The following is a 355-nucleotide window of genomic DNA, read 5'->3' on the forward strand; positions in this document are numbered from 1 at the left end:
CCAGCCCTTTTGGCCGATTTCACAGATCCAGTCCATCCTCCTCCAGCATATATTTCACGAACAGGTAATCTCTCCTGTCCTGGGGTAGTTCAGCAAATCCCGGGCTAACTTCCGTAGCTCTTTTTATCACTTCCGTATAGAAAGGAAGATCCTTTAGCCGCCCAAAGAACCTTTCCAGGCTCTGGTCATTTTTGCGATCAATATAATCTTCAAGGGATTCATTTTCGGGATCGAATTCATCAAGCAGTTGATAAAAAGCTTTGAACATCCTTGTTGCAGCCCCCGATGCCGGAACGAACTTTAAAATATCCACCTGGTCCTGCCGGGCTTCGAAATACTGAAGCAGTTCCTCCTT

Annotated in this window: 1 protein-coding gene; it reads right to left on the reverse strand. The window is 46.2% G+C overall.

What is annotated here, in order from left to right:
• Positions 1-19: 19 nt before the first annotated feature.
• Positions 20-355, reverse strand: a 336-nt coding sequence (locus HC175_RS21125) for a DUF4301 family protein (RefSeq protein ID WP_168139926.1), incomplete at its 5' end; no start/stop codon positions are given.

Source organism: Salinimicrobium oceani (assembly GCF_012037645.1).